The organism is Streptomyces sp. NPDC054794 (assembly GCF_053611585.1).
The window spans coordinates 87720-109055 of sequence record NZ_JBSHAQ010000028.1 but is presented as its reverse complement, the minus strand read 5'-3'; the positions used below and the strand labels follow the sequence as shown (position 1 = coordinate 109055).

The window sequence follows — 21336 nt, the reverse complement described above, 5'->3', positions numbered from 1 at the left end:
AATCCGACCGTAACGGCCTTTGGAAGAGGTCACGAAACACCGTTTCGCGCAACGGGGCCCGGCCGGCTCCCGCCCCGGTTCACGCCCGTGGGAACGACACCTCCACCCGCCTGTTCTTCTTCCGCCCCGCCTCCGTCGAGTTGTCCGCGATCGGGTACTGCTCGCCGTAGCCCCGCACCTCGAACGTGATGCCCGGGTCGTTCAGGTCCTGGTCCAGGAATGCCTGTACGGCGTTGGCCCGTTGCCGGGACAGCACGTCGCCGTGGGCGGACGAGCCGAGGTCGTCCGTGAAGCCGAAGACGCGGATCCGGGTCGCGTTCTGCTTCTTGATCTCCTCGGCGATGGCCGAAATGCGGGACTTCGCCTCGTCGTTGAGCTTGGAGCTGTCCTTGCCGAACAGCACCTCGGCCTGGAGCGCGAACTTCACATCAGCGTTGGTGTCCTCGCGGCGCTCGTCACCGCTCTGCTCCTCCACGACCGACTTGATGTCCAGCACCTTGGCTGCGGCGAGGGTGGCCCCCTCGGGCAGCTTCAGGTCCGGGTCGGTGGGGTCGACCTTGACGGGGGCGGAGGCGGAGGCCTCGGTGCCCGGGGGAACGCTGGGGTCACTGTCGTCGGCGTGTACCGGGCCGGCGGCGTAGAGGGTGGTCGCGACGAGGAGGGCGGCGGTGGTTGCGGCCAGGGGGAGGCGGGTTGTGAGGGTCACAGTGCCTCACCCGGAGATCGTGATGTCGGCGGAGGCGAACATGGGCAGCTGGAAGGACACGTCTGAAGTGTCGGCGGGCGGAGCCGGGAACTGCATGAACACCGGGACGGTCTCCCCCGACTTGATCGTCGAGAGCCCTGTCGTGGTGAGGGGACGACCTTCGGTGTCGCGGAGGACGTAGTAGCGCTTCTTTCCCTTGGAATCCACCAAGGTGGCTCCGCCGAGCGAATGGCCGTTCCTGATGATCTCGGTCTCGTTCCCGCTCAACTGGGCGGGAATGGTGATCGTGTTGCCACCGTCGTTCTTCAGGGTGCCATTGACCGTGACGAACCCACCCGTGTCCCGCTCGGCCGAGGTGATCTGGAGGAGCAGCCCATTGGGCCCCTTCAACTCGGCCAGGGGCGCTTTTGCCTGCCCTTGCTGAGCACTCGGGTTGGTCCCGCCCTTGGACGCGGACGCCGAGGCCTCCGGCTTCTTGCCGTCGTCGCCACCACCGCCGCCGCAGCCGGCCACACCGATGGCCAGACCAGCCGCAACGGTCAGCGCGACCATCCCCCTGCGGGCCTTCGCCGTGAACCGATCGCTCATCACTCTCTTTCCTTCATCACTCGTGGTTCGCCAGGTGAACGTCGAAGAGGTCCTGGGGTTTCGGGAGGTCGGTGAGGTCGTCCGGGTCCAGGTCCCATTTCCGGTCCTGGTCCCCGTCCTTGCAGGTGAGCTGTGGCAGGGTGTGGTCCCCGGTGTCCTCACCTGGCGGATCGAACCCACAGAGCGGCTCGATCACGGCGATGGCGGTGGCCTTCGAGTACACGTTCTCCGTTCCGGGGACGACGGAGTCACCGACCGGCTTGTTGCTCTGGACGCTGACCGTGTAGGCCAGCAGGCCCTGCGGATCGCAATGGCCCGTGGCGTCGTTGCTGTCGGCGAGCTCTACCGCCCGCGCGCAGGGATCGCCGATGTCCGTCCCGTCGCCGTCGAAGATGCGCTGCCACTGCTTCGGGTCGACTACGTCCTTCACCCACTCGGCCGCGAGTTTGTCCCGCTTGTCCTGGGCCGCCGCGAGCGCCGCCGCGTCCGCGGCCGTCTGGGCGCCGCTCCGGTTGACCGCGGCCTGGCCGACCGCGAGGTAGGCGAACGCAAGGAAGAGCAGGCCCGCCACCACCGTGATGTAGATGGGGAAGGCCTGCCCTGCGTCGGTGTACCTGCCGGGCCGGTTCAGCCGCCCGTGACTTCGGTGATCTTGTCGACGATCGCGTTGTAGATGGTCTGACCGATGTCCGTACCCGTGATCGCCAGCACGATCGCCACGACCACCGCAATGATGCCGAGGTACTCCACCGCGGTCTGACCCTTGTCGTTGCGGACAGCGCGGGCCTGTAGGTATGTGACGGTGGTGTTGAACCACTTGCTCATTGGTTTCCCCTCCAGGTTCGCTTCCGATCCAGCCAACGTAGGGCGGAACACCCAGCCTCCCGGAGGGCCCCAGGACCCATTCCCGGACCCAACCACCCCTCCCCCGCGCCCCCATGTCACGCCACCCCCAGCCACTTCGCGGCCGCCTGTGAGCGGCTCGTGCTGTGGAGCTTGGCGAAGATGCGGTTGATGTGGTTCTTGACCGTCTTCTCGCTGATGAAGCAGGTGGCGGCGATCTGCTGGTTGTTCATGCCGGACGCGATGAGGTCCATGATCTCCGCCTCCCTGGTACTCAGTCGGAATCGCGACCTCAATGACTGTCCCACATTGGATTGCATTAGCGAAAGCTTTTGAGGGGAAGTTTGCGTTGGGATCGCGGGGAGTTCACCTCCCGAGTGTGCAGTTGCATGCGGTTGCAGCTGGGACAGTAACGCCCCTGCCGCCGTGGTCGTGAAGTGCGGCCGCCCCTCCTTGATGTCCCGTACCGCCCTCACCAACTGCTCCACGTCGAACTCGCCGTGGACCAGGTAGCCCCCGGCACCCAGGCGTACCGCCTCCTGGATGGTCTCCGGCTCGTGGCTGTAGGTGAGCATCAGGACCGGGGCCAGCGGCACCAGGTACGGAAGTGCCGAGATGCCGTCGACGTCGGGCATCCGGACGTCGAGGAGGATCACGTCGGGGCGGTGCCGGTGCGCCGCCTCGCACGCGGCGCGGCCGTCCGCGACCTCCGCGACCACGGTGGTGTCCGCCCGGCCGGACAGCAGGGCGGTCAGGCCCGCGCGGACCACGGGGTTGTCGTCGGCGACCACGAGCCGGAGCGGGGCGGGAGGGGTGGTCGGCGGGAAGTTCTCGAAGGGGTTCCTCGGCATCGGGGTGCCTCCTCTCATGCTTCTCGGGGGGATTGGGGTGTGGGGGGTGCCAACGCGTCCAGCGGGAGCTCCACGAGGACCTCCGTGCCCCCGCCCGCGCGGTCGACGCCGCCGAGGTGGACGCGGGCGCCTACCGACGCCGCCCGTTCCACCATGCCGACCAGGCCGAAGTGACCCGTGCGGCGGAGTTGTTCGAGGTCCGTGCCCGGCGGGAGGCCCTTGCCGTCGTCGAGGACGCCGATCCGGAGTACGTCGCCGTGGACTCCCGCCCGTACCTCCACCCGGGTCGCCTCCGCGTGCCGGTGGGCGTTCTCCAGGGCCTCCGACACGATCGTGAGGAGGTGGCGGGCGACCGCGGGCGGGAGCAGGAGGGAAGATTGTTCGCCCGTGGGGCAATACACTGCCGCCAGGCCCGTACGCGTCGCGAAGTCCGCTGTACGGGCCGCCATCTCCGTCAGCACGTCCGTGCCGTGTGCCGGGTCGTGCTCCCGGCGCAGGTCGGTGAGGAGTTCCCGGGTCTCGGCGGCCGCCCTGCGGGCCGAGCGGGAGACCAGTTCCGCCTGCTGCTTGACGCGGTCGGCGTCCATCGGGTCCGCCGAGGCCGACGCCGCCAGACCGTCCGCGGCCAGCGCGACGCCGTACAGCGTCTTCGCCACCGAGTCGTGCATCTCCCTGGCCAGCCTGGCCCGTTCGGCGTTGACCGCCTCCGTGACGGCGAGGCGGGCCTGCACCGTCGTCAGCGCCCGGGTCGCGGCGCCGAAGCGGAGCATCAGGTTGCGCAGGGTCGAACCGACCGCGCCCGCGATCACGCAGAGGCCGGGCAGGAGGAGGGACTGCGCGACGTCGGCGTGGTGGTGGCCCTTCAGCGTCGCGTGGACCAGGAGCAGGATCAGGGACTGGAGCGAGGCGAAGCAGGCCGCGCCCCGCCAGCTGTAGACCAGCCCGGCGAGCAGGGGGGTGCAGACGCTGACGTAGGCGAGGGTGGTGTCCGGGCCCGCCGAGACGAGGAGCAGCGAGCCGAAGAGGGTGTCCGCGGCGAGCAGGGTGGGGTGGCGCAGGAGCAGGGGGCCGAAGCGTTCCCAGTCGCGGAAGAGGACGTACGACGCCATGAAGGTGACGACGACGGCCGCGCCCACCAGGCGGACGCCCAGGCCGGGGGCGGCGTTGAGGAGGGCGGCGGGGGCGGCCAGGGCGATCATGGCCAGCCGGAACCCGAACACCTGCCGGCACATGGCCTGCAGAGCGCGTATCTGAATCTTCTCCGGGTCCGGCACGAAGGGGGGCCGGGGACCGGCGGTGGGTGCGGAGGGGACCTGCGGGGCGGGTGGGACCTGCGGCGCGGGTGCCGGCGGGACCTGCGGTGTGCGTGCGGACGGGACCTCCGGCGTGCGTGCGGGCGCGGGCGCTTCGCCCGCCGCCCCGGCACGGACCGCTTCCGGCCTCCCCCGCCGCCACCGTCGCCCGGTGCCTTCCCTCGTCATCGTCGTCACCGTCGCCGCCTCCGCCTACTTCCCCGTGATCGAGCCGAAGTCCACCCCGGAGCCCAGCAGCAGGCCGGCGCCCAGCAGCAGCATCGTCGCCGGGACCATGAACGTCGTGATCATCAGCGTGGCCCGGGGTACCGCACGGGCGGCCTTGCGGCGGGCGTTCTGGGCGTCCGTACGGCGCATGTCCTTGGCGAGGGACACCAGCGTGTCGACGATCGGCGCGCCCAGTTCCTCGCCCTGCTGCAGCGCCGTGACGAACATGGCGACCTGCTCCGAGTCGTTGCGGCGGCGCAGCTCCGCGAAGGCCTGGCGGCGGCTCATGCCCAGGTCCATCTGGCGCAGCGTGATACGGAGTTCGTCGGCCCAGGGACCCTCGTACCGGGAGGCCACGCGGTCCAGGGCCTGGCGGAAGCCGAGGCCCGCGCTGACCACCACCGCCAGGACGTCGAGGAAGTCGGGCAGGGTCCGCTCGATGACGTCCTTGCGGACCCGGATCGCCGACCAGATGCCGACCTCCGTCCAGAACGCGCCGAAGGCCAGCAGCAGCAGCGCCACGAAGTAGTGGCCGCGCGGCAGCATCACCAGGAAGCCGACGGCGCCCAGCGCGCCGTACACCGCCCGGCGCGCCGCGTAGCGGTCTATGGTCAGGCCGCCGGGGTTGCCCGCGAGGTCGATCCTGCGGCGGTACTTGGCGACCTGCTTGGGGCCCATCAGGCGCAGGACGGTGGGCGCGTAACGCATGCCCAGGCGGTCGATCAGGGAGTCGACCGCGCCGGTGCGGGTCGCTCCCACCTCCAGGGCCACCGCCAGGTCGCCGGGCAGTTTGGCGTCCGCCCGGTACATGCGGATCCCGGCGAAGGCGCCCCAGACGCCGAGGCCCATGACCAGTGCCAGCAGAAATGCCATGACTCCGCTCCCTCCCTCAGACGTCGATCCGGCTCATCCGGCGGATGAGGACGAAGCCGATGGCGTAGAGCGCGAACGCGATGATCACGCAGGCCTGGCCGACCGGTGAGCCGGTCATGCGCTCCAGGGCGCCCTCCTTGACGCCGTCCATGAGGAAGAGCACGCCGATGCCCATGACGGGGACGGCGTACGAGGTCATGGTCACCTGGGAGAGCTGGGTGCGGATCTCGCGCCGGGTCTCCTTGCGCTCCTCCAGCGTCTCGGTGAGGTTGCGCAGGGCCGAGACGACCTGGCCGCCGGCCTTGTTGGACAGGACCAGGGTGGTGACCAGGACGACGAGTTCGCGGGAGGGGAGACGGTCGGCGAGTTCGCCGAGCGCGTCGTCCATCGAGTGCCCGATCGCCAACTGGTCGGCGACCTTGGAGAGTTCCTCGCCCGCCGGGGCCTCCAGCTCCTCCGCCGCCATGCCGATCGCGGTGCGCAGGGCGAGGCCGGCCTGGGTGGCGTTGGCCAGGATGCGGGCCAGTTCGGGGAGCTGGTTGATGAAGCGCTCGATGCGTTTTTGCCGCTGCCAGTTGAGGAACTGCACGGCGGCCCCGATGCCCAGGAGTCCGGCCAGCGGCCCGAAGAAGGGGGCCAGGGCCGCCTGGCCGATGAGCCAGAGGGCGGCGACCGCGGCGAGCATGTAGACGAAGAACTCGCCCGGGGTGACGTCCAGCCCCGTCGCCACCAGCCGCAGCTCCAGTTTCCTGCCGAGCCGGGTGCGGCGCAGCCGCCGGTCGAGGTTGCGGAAGCGGCGCCGCCGCCCGGTCTCGGGGATCCGGCCGGTGTACGACAGACGGTCGATGAGCGCGGCGCGCTGGGCCCGGCCCGAGGCGTAGGTGTGCACACCGGCGACGGCCAGGACGCAGGTCAGCAGCGTGACGCCGGAGGTGAGGGTGACGAGGGTGTGGAGATCCATGGGGATGGCCTACCTACCTGGCTTCTCGGGTGGCGAGCTGGTCCGCGCTGAGGGCGACGCCGAAGGCCTGGGGTAGGGGCTGGCCCGCCATGTAGAGGCGGTCGGCGGTGCGGCGTGGCAGGGGGAAGTACTCGAAGGTGCCGTGGACACGGCCGTCGTGGGTCATGGGCCGCGCGTGGAAGCGGGCCACGGTCGCGATCCGGTACGGCTCGCCGCCGTGGCTGTCGAGCAGGGCGATCTCGGTGATGCGGCGGGCGCCGTCGGCGAAGCGGGTCAGCTGGACGATGACGTCGACGGCGCTGTTGATCTGGTCGTGCAGGGCTACGAAGGGGACCTCGACGTCCGACATCGAGGCGAGGGTCTGCAGTCGGGTGAGCGCGTCCTCGGCGCTGTTGGCGTGCACGGTGGCCAGGGAGCCGTCGTGGCCGGTGGACATGGCCTGCAGCATGTCGAGGGACTCGCCGCCGCGGACCTCACCGACCACGATGCGGTCGGGGCGCATGCGCAGGGAGTTGCGCACCAGGTCGCGGATGGTGACCTGGCCCTTGCCCTCCACGTTCGGCGGGCGGGACTCCAGGCGGACCACGTGCGTCTGCTGGAGCTGGAGTTCGGCGGAGTCCTCGATGGTGATGATCCGCTCGTGTGCCGGGATCAGCCCGGAGAGGGCGTTGAGCAGCGTCGTCTTGCCGGTGCCGGTGGCGCCGGAGACGATGATGTTGAACTTCGCCTGCACCAGGCCCGCGAGCAGGAACAGCATGTGCTCGTCCAGCGAGCCGAAGCCGATCAGCTCCTGGAGGGTGAAGGAGCGCGGGAAGCGGCGGATGGTGAGGGTGGGGCCGGTCAGCGACAGCGGCGGGATGATGACGTTGACGCGCTCGCCGGACGGGAGACGCGCGTCGACCATCGGGTTCGACTCGTCCACGCGGCGGTTGACCGTGGAGACGATCCGCTCGATCGTCTGCATCAGCTGGTCCTGGGAGACGAAGCGGAGCGGCAGCTGCTCGACCCGCCCGCCGCGCTCGACGAAGATCGCGTCCGGGCCGTTCACCATGATCTCCGTGATGGAGGCGTCTTCGAGCAGCGGTTCCAGGATGCCGAGGCCCAGCGCCTCGTCGACCACCCGGCGGATCAGCTGGGAACGCTCGACCGTCGACAGGACCGGGCCCTCGCGGCTGATGATGTGCCCGAGCACCCGCTCCAGCCGGGCCCGACGCTCGGCGGCGGCCAGCGAGCTCATCTCCGCGAGGTCGATCTCCTCCAAGAGCTTGGCCCGGTACGAGGCGACCAGGTGGCCGTCCTCGCCCCGGCTGCCCTGCTCCTCGGGGGAGTTGATGCGTGCCCGCAGGCTCATGGGTGGCTGCTCCTCGCTCCTCGGTCAGTGGTCGAGCGGCATGGTGGCGGTCTGGCGGGCGGTGTCGAAGGGCCAGCCGGGGACGAGCGACGGGATGGAGACACTGGCGGTGACGGTGACGGAGTCGTCCCCTTCCGAGGGCTCGCAGGCCACCTTCATGCCGCCGCTGACCGCGTCCGCGCACGCCTGTCCCACGTCCTGTCGCAGTGAGGCGGCCCGCGCCCCCGCACGGGCCGCCGTCCCCGCCTGTTCGGCGGCGTAGGCGACCGCGCCGATCTGGATGCCGGCCAGGGCGACGATCAGCAGGATCGGGATGAAGCCGAGGTATTCGATGGCGACTTGACCGGCGTCGCGCCGCTTGCGCTCGCACGGCATCTCAGCGCTTCACCTCCTCGACGGCACCGGCGTGGCCGTGCACCGTGACGGGGAAGTCGAGGAAGCCGGGGAAGAGCACCGGGACCTTGAGGTCGACGTCCGCGGTCACATAGCCGGACCCGTCGCAGTGCCTCACCGCGGCACCCCCCTTCCACGCCCCGGACAGATGCTTCAGCGCCGCTTGCTTGCACACGTCCAAGCGCGCCCCCGGAGGCGCCGCCGTCCCCGCCCGCACCCCTTCGTCCGCAGCATTCCCGGCGAGCGTGAAGGTGTACCCCACGAGCACGCACTGCCACATCAGCACCAGCGTCAGCACGATCAACGGCGTCATGCCGAGGAACTCGATGGTGACCTGCCCCTTGTCGCCCCCCGGCCGTTTCGCCTTGTCTCCCTCCGGCCGTTTCACCCGCCGCCCTCCCTGCGGCGCCGCAGACTCACCGACGCCCGGTCGCCCCGCGTCCGGCCGGCCCGCCGGTCCCCCGCGGGCGCCCGCACCAGTCCGAGCTCCCCGGCGAGGGACCACAGGGCCTGTTTCACCGTGCTCCTGCTGTCGAGTTCGTGGACGCGTCCGGCGTCCACCACCGCCTGGAGTTCCTTGAAGTTGGCGGGGACGGCCGTGCCGGCCAGCGCGGTGCCGGTGATGCGCTGGACGAGCTGCGGCTGGATCTCCGTACCGCGCGAGTGGCGGTTGACCACCACCGTGGTCTCCTCGGCCTTGCGGATCTGCAGCCGGTCCCACATCCGGACCGTGCGCTTGGCGGCACGTACGGCGACCACGTCCGGGGTGGTGAGCAGGAGCGCCGTCTCGGCCATCTCGACGGCGGCCGCGCTCGCCCCGCCGAGCTGGGCGCCGCAGTCGACGACGACCACCTCGTAGCGGGAGCGCAGGGCGCTGATGATCTGCCGGGCGGCGCGGTCGGTGACCTCCTCGCCGCGTTCGCCGTCCCCGGGCGCGAGCAGCAGGGCGAGGCCCGTTTCGTGGCGGAAGACGGCATCGGCGAGGACGCGCGGGGAGATGTCGGTGATGGCGGCGAGGTCGGCGACCGAGCGGCGGAACTGGACGTCGAGGAAGGAGGCGACGTCGCCGGTCTGGAGGTCCATGTCGACCAGGGCGGTGGCGCGGCCGGAGGCCTGGGCGGCGAGGGCCAGCTGGATGGCGCAGAGGGTGGCGCCGACGCCGCCCTTGGCGCCGCTGACCGTGACGACGGTGCCGCCGACGCCGCTGAACACGTCGGCGCCGTGGCCGAGATGGCGCCGTACGCCGTTGGACCACTGGGCGACGGCCTGGACGCGGCTGGCCAGCTCCTCGTAGCTCAGGGGCAGCCCGACCAGTCCGCGGGCACCGGAGTCCATGGCGGCGGAGAAGAGGCCGGAGCTGACGTCGGTGGTGACGAGGATGACGCCGACGGCCGGGAAGCGCAGGGCGACTTCGCGGATGAGTTCCAGGGCCGGGACCGGGCCGATGCGTTCATGGACGACGACGACCTCGGGAAGGTCGTCGACGGACTCGGCGGCGAGGCGGGCGAGGGTGTCGATCAGCTGGGTGGAGTCGACGACCGGGGCGAGCGGTTCGGCGTCCGGCAGCTGGCTGAGCAGGGTCGTCACGGAGCGGACGGCGTCCGCGTCCGAGACGGCCGGGAGGATCCTGGTGGGCATGCGGACCGCCTCTCACTTGTCCGTCGCGAGTTCGTACGTGCGGTCCTTGTCCGGGACGGTGGTCTCGCTGCCGGGGGCGACCAGCGCGAGCCGGACCCGCTGGGCGAACGACTCGGCGTAGGTGATGCGCTGGGCGTCGATGGTGGACAGTGCGAAGGTGATCGGGACGGCGTCGGTGGGCCCCTGGCGGTCCTGGCTCTTGCTGTCGGGCTCCAGGGAGGTGAGCCGGCCGACGTCGAGGACCCGGGCGTTGGTCACGATGATCTTGGACTGGTCCGGATCGCCCTGCTTCTTGCCCTCGAAGGTGGCGTAGACGTTGACGCGGGAGCCCGGGGTGATCTTGCCGGCCACGCCGGTGGCCGCGTCGATCATGATGGCGACCTCCTGCTCGCCCGCCTGGAGCGCGGGCTGGTCGACGATCATGTCGGACTGCAGCAGCGAGCCCTTGCGCAGGGTGGTCACGGCGATCTTGCCCTGGATCTCGCGCAGGCTGGTGACCGCGTTGGACGACAGCCACCGCTCGGGCATCTTGATCTTCTCGAACTGGCTGGTGTTCAGCGTGGCGTACGGCGCCACGTCGGACCTGACCCGGTACGCGGTGACCTCGGGGCCGACCTTGGACTTCACGTCGTCGATGACGGACAGGACGCCGGCGAAGGCGCCGAGCGCGCAGACGACCGACAGGATCAGCAGTATCACGCCGCGGCGCTGACGGGAGTTCATGAGCCGTGCAACCTCATTGGGGGAATCGGTCGAGCGGGATCGTCGGGGAGTGTGCGGTCGGGGCGGGTCAGGCGGGCGTGCGTTGTTCCAGGGCCCGGGGTGCGGGGGGCTCGTAGACGGGTGGGGTCGCGGAGCAGAAGACGCAGCGGTCGCCGATGACGTCGATGCCGCACCAGTGGCAGGTGCTCTGCCGTACCGAGGTGACCAGTTGGTAGAGCACGGAGAGGTCGGCGAGATAGCTGCAGAACTCGATGAGCCGGCTCGTCCCCCACCACTGCGGGGACTCGGCCGGCAACGGGGTCTCGCGCAGGCCGTGCGCGCTCCAGGACTTGGCCAGCGAGGCGAGCCAGTCGGACTGCAGCTGCCCCCGGGCGACGAGCATCCAGGTGCTGAACTCGGGTCCGGCCAGGGTGGCGCCGGGCCCGACCCGGACCAGCTGCGGCTCGGGGTGCGCGACGACCGCGAACTGGCTGCCCGGCACCCAGGACTTGGCGTGCGCCTTGAGCCCGACCGGGACGCGGTCGAGCCGGGCGACGGAGCCGAGGACCGCGCCGGAGTGGATGTAGTGGACGAGCAGTCGCCCGGCGGAGGCGAGCACGCCCGGACTGAGGTCGCAGGAGGCGAGCTGCCGCAACTGGCGCGCGAGGACCGCGAGTCCGAGGGGCGGCAGGTCGGGCCGGAACAGGGCGATGCGGTCGCTCTCCAGGAGCGAGCGCAGGGTGTGGAGGCGCTGGGTGACCGCCGCCGGGACGGCCTGCGAGCACAGGACGATCACATGCCCGTGCTGCTCGACGAGCGCCTGGAGTTCGGCCAGCGCATGCTCCAGCGGCCGCTTGTCGAGGTCCCGCAGCACCACGGCGGGCATGGTCCGTTCGTCCTGCACTGGCAGCGCCATGTCGGCGCTGGTCACGGCAATGGCAGTTGGCACGCGCAGCTCCCCGCTCTCCCCACCCGTCGGCCCACCGGCGTTACTCCCATGGGCCGGGACGACTTCATTGCGTGACTACCTCAGCACTGTATCCACGCCTCTGTGACCGGAGAACAGCGTTTGTGCAGCTGCTCGGGATCCGTCTGCTCACAAGCCCCGCCAAATCAGGACAGGTTGAGCATCCGACCACCCTCCGATTTGGTCTGGACCTATTGACAGGCGGATTGGTCTGGACCAACTTGTTGTCATGCCCAGATTCAGACCACGCACACGAACCTGGTCGGCCGTGGCGGCCCTCGCGCTGGCCGTGACGGCGGCGGGGATCTCCGCCGGCCCGGCCTCCGCAGCGGACGTGAACAACGTCAAGAACGCCGGCTTCGAGTCGGCCCTGAGCAACTGGACCTGCTCCGCGAACAGCGGCGCGACGGTCTCCTCCCCCGTCCACTCCGGCGCGGCCGCGCTGAAGGCGACACCGGCCGGGCAGGACTCCGCCCAGTGCACCCAGACGGTGGCGGTGAAGCCGAACTCCACGTACACGCTGAGCGCGTGGGTGCAGGGCGGCTACGCGTTCCTGGGCGTGACGGGCACGGGCACCACGGACGTCTCGACCTGGACCCCCGACTCGGCGTCGTGGAAGCAGCTGTCGACGACGTTCACCACGGGGTCGTCGACGACCTCGGTCAGCGTCTACACGCACGGCTGGTACGGCCAGGCGGCGTACTACGCCGACGACGTGTCGGTGTACGGGCCCGACGGCGGCGGGGGCGGCGACCCGGCCCCGACCGTGCCGGGCGCTCCCGGCGGCCTCGCCGTCTCCGGCACGACGTCCTCGTCGGTCTCGCTGGCCTGGAACGCGGTCTCCGGCGCGACGGGCTACAACGTCTACCGCGACGGCACGAAGGTCACGGCGGTGACCGGCACGTCCGCGACCGTCACCGGCCTCGCGGCGTCGACGTCGTACTCCTTCCAGGTCACCGCGACCAACTCGGCGGGTGAGTCCCCGAAGTCGGCGGCCGTGACCGGGACGACGACGGCATCGGGCGGCGGAGGCGGGGGCGGCGCCGTGCCCCGGCACGCGGTCACCGGCTACTGGCAGAACTTCAACAACGGCGCGACGGTGCAGAAGCTGTCCGACGTCCCGTCCGCCTACGACATCATCGCGGTGGCCTTCGCGGACGCCACGTCGACTCCGGGCGCGGTCACCTTCAACCTGGACTCGGCCGGGCTCGGCGGCTACACCGTCGACCAGTTCAAGGCGGACATCAGGGCGAAGCAGGCGGCCGGGAAGAAGGTCGTCGTCTCGGTCGGCGGCCAGAACGGCACGGTGTCGGTGAGCGACCCGACGTCGGCGACGAACTTCGCGAACTCCGTCTACTCGCTGATGCAGACGTACGGCTTCGACGGCGTCGACATCGACCTGGAGAACGGTCTGAACGCGACGTACATGTCGCAGGCGCTGCGCGCGCTGTCGGCCAAGGCGGGCTCGTCGCTGGTGCTCACCATGGCGCCGCAGACGATCGACATGCAGTCGACGTCGAACACGTACTTCCAGACGGCCCTGAACGTGAAGGACATCCTCACGGTCGTCAACATGCAGTACTACAACAGCGGTTCGATGCTCGGCTGCGACGGCAAGGTGTACTCGCAGGGCTCGGTCGACTTCCTGACCGCCCTGGCCTGCATCCAGCTGGAGGGCGGCCTGTCCCCGTCCCAGGTGGGCCTCGGCCTGCCCGCCTCGACCAGCGCGGCGGGCAGCGGCTACGTCTCCCCCACGATCGTCGACAACGCCCTGGACTGCCTCACCAGGGGCACCTCGTGCGGCTCCTTCAAGCCCTCGAAGACCTACCCCGACCTGCGCGGCGCGATGACCTGGTCCACCAACTGGGACGCCAAGTCCGGCAACGCCTGGTCGAACGGGGTGGGGGCGCATGTGCACGGGCTGCCGTAGACCCTGAACCCTGATCCCGAAAGGCTCGACCCGAGCCGATTCCGACCCCCCACGGGTTGCCCCCACGCCACTTGCGAGTGGCCGTGGGGGCCGTCCGCTTCCCGGCCGGTGTCGCGCTCGGGCGCTACAGCCCCCGCCACCCGCACCCCTCGTCGCCGCACGTGCCGAGCTCGAACCACACCGTCTTCCCCGGCCCCTCCTCGTGGCAGCCCCAGCGTTGAGCGAGGGCGTTCACCAGGGCCATTCCCCTGCCGCTCTCCCCGGCGCCCGCGTCGATCAGGCGCGGGGCCCGGCGGTCGGCGTCGCCGACCTCGCAGCGGAGCACGCCGTGCGAGGCGGAGAGGGTGAGCCTGAAGCGGCTCGCGGCGTGCCGCAGAGCGTTGGTGGCCAGCTCGCTGACCAGGAGTTCGGCGACGTCCGCCACGTCGCTCTGCTCCGCCAGCCCCCATTCCTCCAGGTGCCGGCGTACCGCTGCGCGCGCCTCGCGGGCCGCCGTGGGCAGCGGCTCGTACTCGACACTCAGGTGGCCTGCCCGTATGGGGGGCTGCGGGTACGCCGCGTACTGAGGGTGGGGATCCGGAAAGTGTCTCCCGGAGGGTTGCAGCATGCCCTTCAGGGTGCCTCCCCGCGCACCGCCCCACACGGGGAGGATTACCCCATTCCCTACCTGTACCCACCCGTACCTATCTGCGTCCGGGCTACGCGTACTGGATGCGGACCGTCGCCCCGTCCGCACCGTCGCGCACGTCCACGTACGCGCACACCTGCCGGGTGAACCACAGCCCCTGCCCCGGCTCCAGGTCCCCGGTCGGCGGCGGTACGAAGCCCGCGAGCGGGTCGGCGACGCCGCGCGGCAGACGGAGTTCGCAGACGCAGGCCGGGGCCCGTCCCCACAGCAGGGCGCCGGTCGCCGGGCCGAGGGCCGTCGCCGCCTCCGTGACGGCCGTGGTGAACAACTCCGCGTCCGCGGGCGGGAGTCCGTGTTCGGCCGCCCAGGTGCGCACGCCGTCGTCCAGGTCCGCCACCGGCAGCGAGGTCGCGTCGCCGGGCGGCGGCGGCAGGGGTACGGCGTCCAGTTCGCGCACGAGGGTGGGCGGGGCCTCGTACAGGCCCGTACCGGGGTGGGCCCGGCGGGCCTCCTCGACCAGGGCGGGGCCGGCGGTGCGGGTGTCGTAGACGCACAGGGCCGTCGTGGAGAAGGGGGCGAAGAGGAGGTTGGCGAGGGACTCGTAGCGGATCCACTCGGCGCTCTCCCGGGGCGAACGGCCCGCGCGGCCCGCCCAGTCCGGCTCCATGAGGAGGTGGATACTTCCGCCCGGGCCGGCGTGCGCGGCGAGGTAACCGGCGCCCTGGGCCACGGCGTTGGCGGCGGAGCCGGTGTACCAGTCGGTGTGCGGGACGAAGCCGACGTCCTTGGCGTCCGTGCCGAGGGCGTCCCGCAGGAGGTCCAGCCGGGCGGGGGCGGCGATGGCCACGGGCGGGGGTTCGCCGGGGGCGCCGAGGCCCTCGGCGAGGAAGGGCAGCGCGGCCGCCACGAACGCGTCGTTGGAGCCGAACTCGGCCATCCGGTGGTCGAACGCGCCCTCGGCGGGTCCGGACTGCGCCCCGGTGTCTGTACTCATGGGATCCCCATCTCTCGTACGTCCGTCACGGTGTGCCTGGTCAGCGCTGTGCCGTCACCCAGGCGGCGATCTGACTGCGGTTGCTGAAGCCGAGCTTGCCGAGGATGCGTTCCACATGGCCCTCGGCGGTGCGGCGGGCGATGACCAGGCGATCGGCGATCTGCTGGTTGGCGAGTCCCTCGGCGACGAGTTCGGCGACCTCCCTCTCGCGCCGGGTCAGGCGCTGCGGCGGGTCCGGCTCGCGCCGCGCCGCCGGCTCCTGCGGGTCACGGAGCGCGTACGCCACGATCGCGGCGAGGCCGAGCCCGACGCCCCTGCCGTACGCTTCGTCGTAGGCCCGCTCCCCCACCTCCTCGCGCACCCGTTTCTCGCCGTCACGGCGCGCGGAGTTGAGGGCGGTGGAGCCCCAGCGGTCGCGGTCGATGTCGGACCAGACCCGGTCGGCGCCGCCGAGCAGGACGGCGGCGCGCTCGGTGTCCCCGCCCTCGGCCGTGATCAGGCCCAGCAGGTCGAGGGTGAGGCCGATGCCGATGACGTCGTGGACGTCGAGCTTGAGGCGCAGGGCCCGGCAGGCGTACGACGCGGCCCGCGGCCAGTCGCTCCGCGCACTGTGGGCGAGGGCGAGGATGCGCAGCACGTAGGAGCGCACCCACGCCTCGCCGTGCGCCTCGCACAGCCGCAGGGCGTCCTCGCACACGGCGACGGCCCGGTCGGTCTCGCCCAGGAAGGCGCGGGCGCAGGCGAGTTCGACCAGGTCGAGGCCGTGCAGGCTGAGGTGCTGGCCGGGGACGCGACCGCGGGCGACGGTGGACTCGTAGTGGGCGAGGGCGGTGTGCAGGTCGTCGGCGAAGAGCTGGACGACGCCGATGACGTAGTCGGCGTGGGCGGCCTCCGCCTCGTCGCCGAGGCGGTGGGCCAGGGCGCGGGCCTCCTGGGCGCGGTGCAGGCCCCGGGTGAGGTCCTCGGGGCTGCCGGCCAGGAGGGCGGAGACCCACAGGGCGCGGGCGCGTTCGCGAGTGGGTTCGGGGTTGGCGTCTAGGGCGCGGTCGAGCCAGTGGCGGCCCTCGCGGGGTGCGCCGCAGGCGTGCCAGTAGAACCACAGGGTGCCCGCGAGGCGCAGCCCGGCGAGCGCCTCGCCCGGTTCGGAGAGGCTGTGGTCGAGGGCGGCGCGCAGATTGTCCTGGTCGGCGCGCAGCCGCGCCACGATCTCCCGCTGGTCCGGCCCGAACCACGCCCGCTCATAGGCGGCGGCCCGTGCCTGCGTCCAGTCCCGCTGGCAGCGCCGGGCGGCCGCCTCGTCCCCGGGGCGTGCGCGCAGCTTGCCGAGCCCGTAGTGGCGCAGGGTGTCGAGGAGGCGGTAGCGGACGCCGCCGGGCCCGTTCTCCCGGCACAGGACGGACTTGTCGACCAGTCCGGCGACGGCTTCGAGGACGTCGTACGACCGCACCGCACCGGTCCCGGGCACGGCCCCTCCCCCGCTCTCGCCGTCGTCGGCGCACACCGCCTCCGCCGTCTCCAGATCGAAGCTCCCGGCCAGCACGGAGAGCCGCGCCCACACCGACTGCTCGCGCTCGGTGCACAGTTCGTGGCTCCAGTCGACGGCCGCGCCGAGGGTCTGGTGGCGGGGCAGGACGGCGGGGCTGCCACAGGACAGGAGGCGGTAGCGGTCGTCGAGGCGGGCCAGGAGCTGGTCGATACCGAGGACGCGCATGCGGACGGCGGCGAGTTCGATGGCGAGCGGGAGGCCGTCGAGGCGCCGGCAGAGGCGGGCGACGGCGGCGCGGTTGCCGGGGGTGAGGCGGAAGCCGGGCACGACGGCGGCGGCGCGGTCGGCGAAGAGGGCGAGGGCCGGGTGGGTCTCGGCGGCGGAGAGGTCGCCGTCCGGGTCGGGGACCGACAGGGGCCGTACCTCCATGAGGTGTTCCTCGGTGAGGCCGAGGCGGTGGCGGCTGGTGGCGAGGACGCGGACTCCGGTGGTGCCGCGCAGGAGGGCGGCGGCGAGTTCGGCGCAGGCGGGTAACAGGTGCTCGCAGTTGTCGAGGACCAACAGGAGTCTGCGGTCGCGCACCTGCTCCACCAGGGCGTCCAGCGCCGGCTGGGTGGAGTGGTCGTGCAGGTCGAGCGCGTCGGCGGCGGCGAGCGGGACGAGGGCCGGGTCGTGGAGGCCGGCCAGGTGGACGTGGCGCACGCCGTCCGGGAAGGCCCGGGCGACGCGGGCCGCGATGCGTCCGGCCAGGCGGGTCTTGCCGACGCCCCCCGGGCCGGTGAGCGTGACCAGGCGGGCCTTGGCCAGCAGTTGGCGGCCCTCGCTCTGTTCCTCCCGCCGGTCGACGAAGCTCGTCGTCTCGACCGGCAGGTGCGCGTCCCGTCTCGGCGCTGATCCACCCATGATCAGCCAGCCCTCCTCCTGGCCGGACAGCGGGCCCTCACTCTTCCCCGGCTCGGCCGCCCACGCACACTCCCGTCACGCCAACGGGTGTTCTTCGGCCGGGGCCGCCTGCGGGCGTGAGGGCCCGCGTACACTGCCCGGCCGAATTCCGCCGGGGACCCTTTGTCCATCCTTGACCTGATCATGCCAACGCCGGATCATGACGCCAACCCGCACCGCACGCACAGCCCATGGACAGTCCACGCACAGTCCACGCACAGCAAGACCCCACACGGCACGACCCCACACAGCACGACAGCACGACAGCACCCCGTACGTCGCACTGAAACACCCCCCAGCTCCACTCCCCACATCCGGCGACCCCGGAATTCCTGGAGAACCAAGGAGAGTTCATGCGACTTCGTATACGCGGCTCAGGCGCTCTCGGCGGCAGACGAACCGCCGCGCTCGGCGCCCTGCTGGCCCTCGCCCTCGCGGCACCCGTGTCGGCGACCGCCACCCATGCCGACGCCGTCGGCGCCGGAAAGGCGACGCCCTCGGCCGACGACATCGGGCAGTACGAGATCCACCGGAGCACGACTCCCGTGACCCGTACGGCCATTCAGCGCACCGGCGTCACCGTGGACGAGGCCGACGAGGAGACGGTGGTCGTCTCCGGACGCGCCGCCCAGATCAAGGAGCTGCGGCGGCTCGGCTACGACGTGACGCCGCTCGGCGCCGCACCCGACCGCAGCGGCCCCGCCGACGCGACGCGGCTGTTCGACTTCCCCTCGGCCGACTCGAAGTACCACAACTACGCCGAGATGAACGCGGAGATCGACCAGCGGCTCGCCGCCTATCCGAACATCATGAGCAAGCGGGTGATCGGCAAGTCGTACCAGGGCCGGGACATCGTCGCCATCAAGGTCAGCGACAACGTGGCCACGGACGAGAACGAGCCCGAGGTGCTGTTCACCTTCCACCAGCACGCCCGTGAGCACCTGACCGTGGAGATGGCGCTGTACCTGCTGCGGGAGCTGGGCGCCGGGTACGGGACCGACTCCCGGGTCACCAACATCGTCAAAAGCCGGGAGATCTGGATCGTGCCGGATCTCAACCCGGACGGCGGCGAGTACGACATCGCCACCGGCTCGTACCGGTCGTGGCGCAAGAACCGGCAGCCCAACAGCGGTTCGTCGTACGCAGGTACGGACCTCAACCGCAACTGGAACTACAAGTGGGGCTGCTGCGGCGGGTCGTCGAGCTCCAAGTCGTCCGAGACGTACCGCGGAGCGTCCGCCGAGTCGGCGCCCGAGGTGAAGGTGGTCTCCGACTTCGTGCGCGGCCGGGTCGTCGGCGGGAAGCAGCAGATCAGGGCCGGCATCGACTTCCACACCTACAGCGAGCTGGTGCTGTGGCCGTTCGGGTACACGTACGCGGACACGGCCACCGGGATGACGGCCGACGACGCCGCCGCGTTCAAGGCGGTGGGGGAGAAGATGGCCGCGAGCAACGGGTACACGCCGGAGCAGGCGAGCGACCTGTACATCACGGACGGGTCGATCGACGACTACCTGTGGGGCGTGCACAAGATCTTCGACTACACCTTCGAGATGTACCCGACGTCCAGCTGGGACGGAGGGTTCTACCCGCCCGACGAGGTGATCGAGCGGGAGACCTCACGCAACCGCGACGCGGTGTTCCAGCTGCTGGAGAACGCGGACTGCATGTACCGGGCCATCGGCAAGGAGGCCCAGTACTGCAGCTAGTGCCGGACGGGTCCTAGGCCTCTTCGAAGTAGGCGTCGAGGACCGTGTCCAGCTGTTCCTCCCACTCCTTGAAGCGGCTCCTGGCCGTCGCCTCGATCTCTATCGGGTACCAGCGGCGGTCAGGGGTGTGCACCGTGATGGTGAACCGCTTGCCGAAGCGGGGGGACTCCGTCTCGACCGCGCCGATCTCGTCCCAGCGGAACTCGCAGGCCTCCTGATCGAGGCTCAGGCGAACACCGCGGCGGTCGGCCACGATCTTGGCGCGGCGGTCGGAGGCCTCGAAGACGGGGCCCTCGGGGCTCTCCTCCTGCGGGGCCTCCTTCTCAAGGGCGGGCTTCGCCGGGGTCTCGGCCCCGGCCGGCGCCGCGTCCTCCTGGGGCCCGGCGGCCTCGGGCGCGTCGGCCTCCGGCTTGGCGTCCTCCGGCTCGGCGGACGCGGGTGAGGTGAGCCCGGGGATGAAGGCCGGGTCGAATCCGGCGCCCTCCGGGGGCTTGCTGCTCGATCCTATGCGCTGCTCCACGCGGGAAGTATGGACGACAATCCTGTGCCGGGAACAGCCAGCCCGCCCTTCCCGATGGTTCACCCCCCTAACGTATGACGTGTCCCGCTCGTCCGTTCCGCACCGGGCGCTTGATCGTGCCTACGCGAACACACTCACCCCCGCCGCCACCGCGAACCCCGCCACCGACAGGACCGTTTCCAGGATCGTCCAGGTGCGGAGCGTGTCGCGTTCGGTGATGCCGAAGTACTTGGCGACCATCCAGAAGCCGCCGTCGTTGACGTGGGAGGCGAAGATCGAGCCGGCCGAGACGGCCACGATGACGAGGGCCATGAAGGCCTGGGAGTGGGCGCCTTCGGACAGGAGCGGGGCGACGATGCCGGCCGTGGTGACGATGGCGACCGTCGCCGAGCCCTGCGCGACGCGCAGCACCACGGAGATCAGGTAGGCGAGGACGATCACCGGGAGGCCCACGTCGTGGAAGGTGCCGGCAAGGGCCTGCGCGACGCCGCTGGCCTTGAGGACCGCGCCGAAGACACCGCCCGCGCCGACCACCAGGAGGATGTTGCCGACCGGCTTGAGCGAGGAGGTCGAGACGGTCTCCAGGGACTTGCGGGACCAGCCGCGCCGGATGCCGAGGAGGTAGTAGGCGAGCAGCAGGGCGATGGTGAGGGCCACGAACGGGCTGCCGAAGAACTCGAACACCGAGCGGACGGATGGGGGTCCCCCCTGCTCGGAGCTTGTCGGAGAGCCTGGGGGAGGGTCGAGGGCGATCGAGGAGAAGGTCGCGGCGAGGATCAGCACGAGCGGCGTACCGATGATGGCGAGGACCGTGCCGAGCGGGACGGGCCTCTCCGGCGGCTCGACCCCGGCCTCCCGTTGTTCGCGGACCACCGCGCGCCTCGCCTCCTGAGCCGCCTCCACCATGTCCTGCGGTACGTCGACGAAGATCCGCCGGCCGATCCACGCCGAGTACGCCCACGCGGCGAGCACGGCGGGGACGCCGCAGACGATGCCCATGAGGACGACCCAGCCCAGCTGGACGTGGAGGAGACCGGCGGCGGCCACCGGGCCGGGGTGCGGCGGCAGGAAGGCGTGGGTCATGGACAGGCCCGCGAGCAGGGGAAGGCAGTAGAGCAGGACCGACCTGCCGGACCGTTTGGCGGCCGCGTACACGATCGGCGCGAGGACGAAGATGCCGACGTCGAAGAAGACCGGGATACCGAAGACCAGTCCGGTGGTCCCCATGGCGAGTGGGGCGCGCCGCTCGCCGAAGAGGCCGAGCAGCCGGGACGCCAACACCTCGGCTCCACCGCTGACTTCGAGGATCGCGCCGAGCATCGTGCCGAGCCCGATGATGATCGCGACATGGCCGAGGATGCCGCCCATGCCGGACTCGACGGTGGAGACGGCGTCCGAGCGCTGGACGGTGCCGAAGAGTTCGGTGACCGACAGGCCGGCGAGCAGGCCGACGGCTATGGAGACGGCGAGCAGCGCGACGAACGGCTGGAGCCGCGCCTTGATGATCAGGAAGAGCAGGAGGGCGATGCCGAGGGCGGCGACCAGCAGCAGACCGGTCGTGCCGTCGACGAGGAGGAGCAGTCCTCCGGTGTGGGGCGGGGTGGGGGGAGTCGCGGCGGCCGAAGCGAAGGACATGGGGGCCTCTTCGGAGGTGCATGGTGCTTTCGGGCAGGGCGGACCCCGGCACGGCGTGGCGCTGTCGTGCCGGGGTGTGCGAGGTGCGGGAGTCGAGCG

21 protein-coding genes are annotated in these 21336 nt (G+C 71.2%); 2 read left to right on the top strand and 19 right to left on the bottom strand.

The features are described 5' to 3' along the window. Positions 1 to 79: 79 nt before the first annotated feature. The 14 genes from ACWGKT_RS27745 to ACWGKT_RS27680 all read right to left on the bottom strand — a co-directional run bounded on the left by ACWGKT_RS27745 (position 80) and on the right by ACWGKT_RS27680 (position 11375). On the bottom strand, positions 80 to 706 hold the full coding sequence (locus tag ACWGKT_RS27745) for an OmpA family protein (protein WP_453275852.1): 627 nt from the start codon (positions 704 to 706) through the stop codon (positions 80 to 82). A 6-nt stretch (positions 707 to 712) separates the two neighbouring features. Continuing rightward, the gene (locus ACWGKT_RS27740) at positions 713 to 1294 is read right to left on the bottom strand and encodes a hypothetical protein (RefSeq protein WP_453275851.1); all 582 of its coding nucleotides are present in this window, start codon (positions 1292 to 1294) and stop codon (positions 713 to 715) included. Positions 1295 to 1310: 16 nt separating this feature from the next. Continuing rightward, positions 1311 to 1925, bottom strand: coding sequence for a pilus assembly protein TadG-related protein (locus ACWGKT_RS27735; protein ID WP_453275862.1), 615 nt, complete (start codon positions 1923 to 1925; stop codon positions 1311 to 1313). Continuing rightward, the gene (locus ACWGKT_RS27730; protein ID WP_453275850.1) at positions 1922 to 2119 is read right to left on the bottom strand and encodes a Flp family type IVb pilin; all 198 of its coding nucleotides are present in this window, start codon (positions 2117 to 2119) and stop codon (positions 1922 to 1924) included. The genes ACWGKT_RS27735 and ACWGKT_RS27730 overlap by 4 nt, the downstream gene beginning before the upstream one ends. Before the next feature lie 116 nt (positions 2120 to 2235). After that, complete coding sequence (locus ACWGKT_RS27725) at positions 2236 to 3006, bottom strand: response regulator (RefSeq protein WP_453275849.1); 771 nt, start codon at positions 3004 to 3006, stop codon at positions 2236 to 2238. After that, positions 3003 to 4220 carry a sensor histidine kinase gene (locus ACWGKT_RS27720; RefSeq protein WP_453275848.1) on the bottom strand — a complete coding sequence of 406 codons (1218 nt, stop codon included), beginning with the start codon at positions 4218 to 4220 and terminating at the stop codon, positions 3003 to 3005. Before ACWGKT_RS27720 ends, ACWGKT_RS27725 begins: the two co-directional genes overlap by 4 nt. Positions 4221 to 4493: 273 nt before the next feature. Continuing rightward, positions 4494 to 5381 carry a DUF5936 domain-containing protein gene (locus tag ACWGKT_RS27715; protein ID WP_356143232.1) on the bottom strand — a complete coding sequence of 296 codons (888 nt, stop codon included), beginning with the start codon at positions 5379 to 5381 and terminating at the stop codon, positions 4494 to 4496. A gap of 16 nt (positions 5382 to 5397) precedes the next feature. After that, entirely contained in the window at positions 5398 to 6342 is a 945-nt protein-coding gene (locus ACWGKT_RS27710) for a type II secretion system F family protein (protein WP_453275847.1), read from the bottom strand. 13 nt (positions 6343 to 6355) lie between these two features. Then, positions 6356 to 7693, bottom strand: coding sequence for a CpaF family protein (locus ACWGKT_RS27705; RefSeq protein ID WP_453275846.1), 1338 nt, complete (start codon positions 7691 to 7693; stop codon positions 6356 to 6358). 24 nt (positions 7694 to 7717) lie between these two features. Continuing rightward, positions 7718 to 8068, bottom strand: coding sequence for a TadE/TadG family type IV pilus assembly protein (locus ACWGKT_RS27700; RefSeq protein ID WP_356143238.1), 351 nt, complete (start codon positions 8066 to 8068; stop codon positions 7718 to 7720). Position 8069: 1 nt separating this feature from the next. Further along, positions 8070 to 8399: a pilus assembly protein gene (locus tag ACWGKT_RS27695; RefSeq protein WP_356143450.1), complete on the bottom strand. Its 330-nt coding sequence runs from the start codon at positions 8397 to 8399 to the stop codon at positions 8070 to 8072. Between the two features lie 71 nt (positions 8400 to 8470). After that, entirely contained in the window at positions 8471 to 9724 is a 1254-nt protein-coding gene (locus tag ACWGKT_RS27690) for an AAA family ATPase (RefSeq protein WP_453275845.1), read from the bottom strand. 12 nt (positions 9725 to 9736) lie between these two features. Then, positions 9737 to 10447 carry a Flp pilus assembly protein CpaB gene (cpaB, locus tag ACWGKT_RS27685; RefSeq protein WP_453275844.1) on the bottom strand — a complete coding sequence of 237 codons (711 nt, stop codon included), beginning with the start codon at positions 10445 to 10447 and terminating at the stop codon, positions 9737 to 9739. 67 nt (positions 10448 to 10514) lie between these two features. Next, complete coding sequence (locus ACWGKT_RS27680; protein ID WP_374296069.1) at positions 10515 to 11375, bottom strand: hypothetical protein; 861 nt, start codon at positions 11373 to 11375, stop codon at positions 10515 to 10517. 247 nt (positions 11376 to 11622) lie between these two features. Here ACWGKT_RS27680 and ACWGKT_RS27675 point away from each other — a divergent pair, with 247 nt between their 5' ends. After that, positions 11623 to 13323, top strand: a complete 1701-nt coding sequence (locus ACWGKT_RS27675; RefSeq protein WP_453275843.1) for a chitinase — start codon at positions 11623 to 11625, stop codon at positions 13321 to 13323. Positions 13324 to 13447: 124 nt separating this feature from the next. Here the strand turns inward: ACWGKT_RS27675 and ACWGKT_RS27670 are convergent, their stop codons facing one another. The 3 genes from ACWGKT_RS27670 to ACWGKT_RS27660 form a co-directional block, all read right to left on the bottom strand. Continuing rightward, positions 13448 to 13930 carry an ATP-binding protein gene (locus ACWGKT_RS27670; RefSeq protein WP_453275842.1) on the bottom strand — a complete coding sequence of 161 codons (483 nt, stop codon included), beginning with the start codon at positions 13928 to 13930 and terminating at the stop codon, positions 13448 to 13450. Positions 13931 to 14021: 91 nt separating this feature from the next. Beyond that, the gene (locus ACWGKT_RS27665; protein WP_453275841.1) at positions 14022 to 14945 is read right to left on the bottom strand and encodes an anti-sigma factor RsbA family regulatory protein; all 924 of its coding nucleotides are present in this window, start codon (positions 14943 to 14945) and stop codon (positions 14022 to 14024) included. 40 nt (positions 14946 to 14985) lie between these two features. Further along, a complete protein-coding gene (locus ACWGKT_RS27660) occupies positions 14986 to 17334 on the bottom strand; it encodes an ATP-binding protein (RefSeq protein ID WP_453275840.1) in 2349 nt (782 codons plus the stop codon). 392 nt (positions 17335 to 17726) lie between these two features. On the opposite strand from ACWGKT_RS27660, the gene ACWGKT_RS27655 reads away from it, so the two are divergent. After that, positions 17727 to 19082 (top strand): M14 family metallopeptidase, encoded by a 1356-nt coding sequence (locus tag ACWGKT_RS27655; protein ID WP_453275839.1) that lies wholly within the window; start codon positions 17727 to 17729, stop codon positions 19080 to 19082. 13 nt (positions 19083 to 19095) lie between these two features. Here ACWGKT_RS27655 and ACWGKT_RS27650 read toward each other — a convergent pair whose 3' ends face one another. After that, positions 19096 to 19602: a hypothetical protein gene (locus ACWGKT_RS27650; protein ID WP_453275838.1), complete on the bottom strand. Its 507-nt coding sequence runs from the start codon at positions 19600 to 19602 to the stop codon at positions 19096 to 19098. 120 nt (positions 19603 to 19722) lie between these two features. Then, positions 19723 to 21237 (bottom strand): GntP family permease, encoded by a 1515-nt coding sequence (locus tag ACWGKT_RS27645; RefSeq protein WP_453275837.1) that lies wholly within the window; start codon positions 21235 to 21237, stop codon positions 19723 to 19725. Positions 21238 to 21336 lie beyond the last annotated feature (99 nt).

Excerpts from the sequence above, each read along its gene's own strand:
- ACWGKT_RS27740 (WP_453275851.1), bottom strand. The coding sequence starts at position 1,294 with ATGAGCGATCGGTTCACGGCGAAGGCCCGCAGGGGGATGGTCGCGCTG.
- ACWGKT_RS27730 (WP_453275850.1), bottom strand. The coding sequence starts at position 2,119 with ATGAGCAAGTGGTTCAACACCACCGTCACATACCTACAGGCCCGCGCT.
- ACWGKT_RS27725 (WP_453275849.1), bottom strand. The coding sequence starts at position 3,006 with ATGAGAGGAGGCACCCCGATGCCGAGGAACCCCTTCGAGAACTTCCCG.
- ACWGKT_RS27720 (WP_453275848.1), bottom strand. The coding sequence starts at position 4,220 with ATGTGCCGGCAGGTGTTCGGGTTCCGGCTGGCCATGATCGCCCTGGCC.
- ACWGKT_RS27715 (WP_356143232.1), bottom strand. The coding sequence starts at position 5,381 with ATGGCATTTCTGCTGGCACTGGTCATGGGCCTCGGCGTCTGGGGCGCC.
- ACWGKT_RS27710 (WP_453275847.1), bottom strand. The coding sequence starts at position 6,342 with ATGGATCTCCACACCCTCGTCACCCTCACCTCCGGCGTCACGCTGCTG.
- ACWGKT_RS27705 (WP_453275846.1), bottom strand. The coding sequence starts at position 7,693 with ATGAGCCTGCGGGCACGCATCAACTCCCCCGAGGAGCAGGGCAGCCGG.
- ACWGKT_RS27700 (WP_356143238.1), bottom strand. The coding sequence starts at position 8,068 with ATGCCGTGCGAGCGCAAGCGGCGCGACGCCGGTCAAGTCGCCATCGAA.
- ACWGKT_RS27695 (WP_356143450.1), bottom strand. The coding sequence starts at position 8,399 with ATGACGCCGTTGATCGTGCTGACGCTGGTGCTGATGTGGCAGTGCGTG.
- ACWGKT_RS27690 (WP_453275845.1), bottom strand. The coding sequence starts at position 9,724 with ATGCCCACCAGGATCCTCCCGGCCGTCTCGGACGCGGACGCCGTCCGC.
- cpaB (WP_453275844.1), bottom strand. The coding sequence starts at position 10,447 with ATGAACTCCCGTCAGCGCCGCGGCGTGATACTGCTGATCCTGTCGGTC.
- ACWGKT_RS27675 (WP_453275843.1), top strand. The coding sequence starts at position 11,623 with ATGCCCAGATTCAGACCACGCACACGAACCTGGTCGGCCGTGGCGGCC.
- ACWGKT_RS27670 (WP_453275842.1), bottom strand. The coding sequence starts at position 13,930 with ATGCTGCAACCCTCCGGGAGACACTTTCCGGATCCCCACCCTCAGTAC.
- ACWGKT_RS27665 (WP_453275841.1), bottom strand. The coding sequence starts at position 14,945 with ATGAGTACAGACACCGGGGCGCAGTCCGGACCCGCCGAGGGCGCGTTC.
- ACWGKT_RS27660 (WP_453275840.1), bottom strand. The coding sequence starts at position 17,334 with ATGGGTGGATCAGCGCCGAGACGGGACGCGCACCTGCCGGTCGAGACG.
- ACWGKT_RS27655 (WP_453275839.1), top strand. The coding sequence starts at position 17,727 with ATGCGACTTCGTATACGCGGCTCAGGCGCTCTCGGCGGCAGACGAACC.
- ACWGKT_RS27645 (WP_453275837.1), bottom strand. The coding sequence starts at position 21,237 with ATGTCCTTCGCTTCGGCCGCCGCGACTCCCCCCACCCCGCCCCACACC.